2 protein-coding genes are annotated in these 3,590 nt (G+C 74.1%); one reads left to right on the forward strand and one right to left on the reverse strand.

Annotated elements, in window-relative coordinates:
• On the reverse strand, positions 1-211 hold a 211-nt coding region (locus G3I42_RS10770; protein ID WP_164284778.1), incomplete at its 3' end, for a DUF2510 domain-containing protein.
• A 196-nt stretch (positions 212-407) separates the two neighbouring features.
• Between G3I42_RS10770 and G3I42_RS10775 the strand changes: the two genes are divergently transcribed.
• Entirely contained in the window at positions 408-3,164 is a 2,757-nt protein-coding gene (locus G3I42_RS10775; RefSeq protein ID WP_164284781.1) for an AAA family ATPase, read from the forward strand.
• Positions 3,165-3,590: the final 426 nt, after the last annotated feature.

The following is a 3,590-nucleotide window of genomic DNA, read 5'->3' on the forward strand; positions in this document are numbered from 1 at the left end:
CCTGCTCCGGCGCGTCCTGGCTCTCGGGCGCCCGGCTCTCGGGCTGCGCGTCGGCGGGTATCCCCGGGGCGGCGGTGCCCGGGGGCTGTGCGGGCGCGGCCCGCCGGGTCCCTTCGGTCCACGCCGTGCCGTCCCACCAGCGCTCGCGGCGTGGGCCCTCGCCCGAGTGCCCGGGGTCGGGGTACCAGCCGGGAGGAGTCTGTGGCGTCATGCCGCTCACCCTAGGCCGTGGTGCTGAAAATCGGATGAGAGGCGGGCATGATAGCGGCCGAGCTCCGAGGCCGCCTGAATCCGTGTCATATCCGGGCCCTGCGGTTAGGCTCACGTCCGTGCGGACCGGGCCCGGCGGCCGAACTGCCGACCACCTTCCGGTCCTGGCGACGGCGGACGGGCAGGGGAGCGGCAGGATGACGGCGAACGCGCGGCGGGGTGCCCACGACCACGGCGACTCCCTGTACGGCGAGGTGCCCGCGACCGGCGGGAGCGCCCCGTACGGCGAGGTGCCCGCGACCGGCGCCGCCGCTCCGCCGGGCGACGAGGCGCTGTGGGAGCGGGAGGTGGAACTGCGCCTCGTGGACGAGGCGATCGAGCGGCTCTGCGAGGACCGCGAGGGCGGCGGCAGCCTCCTCGTCTTCCGGGGCGTCGCCGGTATCGGCAAGACCCGGCTGCTCCAGGAGGTCCGCAGGCGGGCCACCGCGCGGGCGGCGGTGTGGAGCGCGCGCGGCGGGCAGACGGTCGCCTCGGTGCCCTTCAACCTCGTACGGCAGTTGCTCCAGCACAGCCTGCTCGCGATGACGCCCGAAGAGGCCCGCGCCTACCTCGGCGAGCGCCATGACGTCGTGGGCCCCGCGCTCGGCATAGCGGACCCGGGCGGGCGCACCGCCGACCCGCGCGGCGTCATCGACTCGCTCGTCGCCGTCGTCAGGCGGCTCGTGGAGGCCGACTGGCCCGTCGTCATCCTCGTCGACGACGTGCACTGGGCCGATCCCGAGACCCTCGACTGGCTCGCGGCCTTCGCCAAGACGCTCGACTCGACGAAGGTGCTGCTCGTCGTGGCGCTGCGCGAGAACGAGGCGACGGGGCGCACGGCCCACTACCTCAAGAGCCTCGTGGAGCAGGCGCGCCCGGCCGGGGTCACGCTCCAGGACCTCGGCCCGCGCGCCGTCGCCGAGCTGACCCGCGCGGCCTTCGGCGCGCTCGCGGAGGACGGCTTCTGGCGCGAGGTGTGGGCGGTGACCGGAGGGAACCCGTACGACACGGTCGAACTGCTCAGCAAGGCGCGCGAGAACGGCGTGCGGGCCGTCGAGTCCGAGGCCGGGCAGTTGCGCGGCCTCAACGCCGCCTCGCGCGGCGTCGGCCTGGTCGAGCGGATCGAGGCGCTCGGCGCCGGGGCCCTGAAGCTGGCCCGGTCCGCCGCCGTGCTCGGTACCGACATCACGCTCCCGCTCGCCGCGCTGCTCAGCGACATGCCGCTCGACGAGGCGGCGGCGCAGCTCGCCAGGCTCCGCGCGGCGCGTGTGCTGACCGGCGCGGACGACGACCTCCAGTTCGTCCACCCGCTCATCGCCACGGCCGTCCACGAGTCGATGAGTCCCTTCCACCGCACGGCCCTGCACGGGCGGGCCGCCGATCTCGTCATGGAGTCGGGGCGCGGGCCCGCGGCCGCCTCCCGGCACCTGCTCCAGCTCGTCCCCGACGACGACCCGCACGTCGTGGCGCGACTGCGCGCCGCGGCGCGCGAGCACCTCGCCGTCGGCGCCCCCGAGGCGGCCAGGCTCTGTCTGGAGCGCGCGCTGATCGAGCCGCCCACGCCCGGGATCCACGCGCAGGTCAGTTACGAGCTGGGCTGCGCGACGCTCCTCACGGACCCGGGGAGCACCGTGCGGCACCTGCGCGCGGCGCTCGAACTGCCCGACGGGCTGCGGGGCAGGACCAGGACGGATGCCGTCTGCCGCCTCTCGCAGGCGCTCGTCCACCTCGACCGGCTGCGCGAGGCCGTCGACGTCGTGGACCGCGAGGCGCTCCTGCTCGACGAGAGCCCCGACCGCATGCGGCTCCAGGGCATGCACTTCATGTGGGAGGGCATCTACGCCCGCGAGAGCGACGCGGAGGGGCGCTCCGCACAGCTCGCCGCGCTCGCCGATCCGCTCACCGGGCGCGACACCTCCGAGCGGGCCCTGCTCATCCTGCGTGCCTTCGACGTCATGGCGCGCGGCGAGAACGCGGAGCACGCGGTGGAACTGTGCGACCGCGCCCTCGTCAACGGCCAGCTCCCGCCCGGGCTGGGCTGGACCGACACCGAGTGGAGCTTCGAACTGCTCGTCATGCTCGGCGGCGCGTACATCTTCTCGGACCGGCTCGACCGCGGGTCGAGCCTCTTCACCGAGGCGCTCGACGTCTACCGGCGCCAGGGCTGGAGCGGCAACCACCTCGGTGTGGCCCAGGCGTTCGTCGGCTACGTGAAGCGGCGGCGCGGGCAGTTGCGCGACGCGCGGGGGATGCTCAGGGAGGCACTGCGGATCGCGGACCGGGTGGGCTCGCGGATGCCGCTGCACTGGGACATCGTGTGCATGCTCGCGGACACGCTGCTCGCCCAGGGCGAGGTGCGCGAGGCCGAGGAGCTGATGGAGCAGTACGCGTTCCGCCCGCCCTATCCCGACGTCATCGTGCTGCCCGACGCCGCGGCGGTACGGGGCAGGCTGCTGCTCGCGCTCGGGCGCCGCAAGGAGGCGATCGACGAACTGGAGGCCGGGCTCGTCTCGCTCTCCAAGCGCGGCTGGCACAACACGGTGCTCGCGCCCGTGCACGGCGAACTCGCCCTCGCCGTCGCACCCGACGACCCGGACCGGGCCGCGAGGCTCGTCGCCACCGCGCGGGCGTCCGCCGAACGCTTCGGCACCGACACGGCGGTCGGCGAGTCGCTGCGCCACGCCGCCGCCGTGAGCGAGGGGCAGCACGCGGCCTCGCTCCTCGCCCGCGCGGTCACCTACCTCGAACACTCGCCCTGCTCCTACGAGCACGCCCGCGCCCGCGTCGAGTACGGGCTCGTCACCCGCTCCCGCAAGGAACTCGACCGCGGCCTCACGCTCGCCAGAAGCTGCGGGGCCACGGGCCTCGTGCGGCTCGCGACGAACACGCTGGAGGAGGGCAGGGGGCTGTACTGAGGAGGCCGCGCGCGCCGCCCGGGGGCAAGCGGCGGAATCCGCCCTTCCGGGTGAAGCACCGGCAAAGCGGTCAGCTGAAAAGGAATGGTCGGAATCATCCATTCCGCAGGTGATTCCGCTCGATAAAGGGCGTACTGGTCGCGCAGGTTACCGATTCATCAAAAAACCCGTCAACTTCCGGTCAGAACTAGGCATGTGACGATCTTGCGCCTACGGTGGTGCGGCGAGCGACGGCACGCAGCGTCGCGGTTACGCAAGCACACCGAGGTTCAGGGACTTCCCACATGCTGATAGAGGTCGTGGCCGCAGCCGTCGTCGCGGGCGGGGCCACCGCTGCGGCGACCGGAGGCCCTCTCGTCGCGGCGCGCCGGCGCGCCCGGCGGGCCGGCGAGGAGATACGCGAGGCGCACGAGGCGCGGGACGCGG

The sequence above is a fragment of the Streptomyces sp. SID11385 genome (assembly GCF_010548245.1).
In the GTDB taxonomy this organism is placed as follows: domain Bacteria; phylum Actinomycetota; class Actinomycetes; order Streptomycetales; family Streptomycetaceae; genus Streptomyces.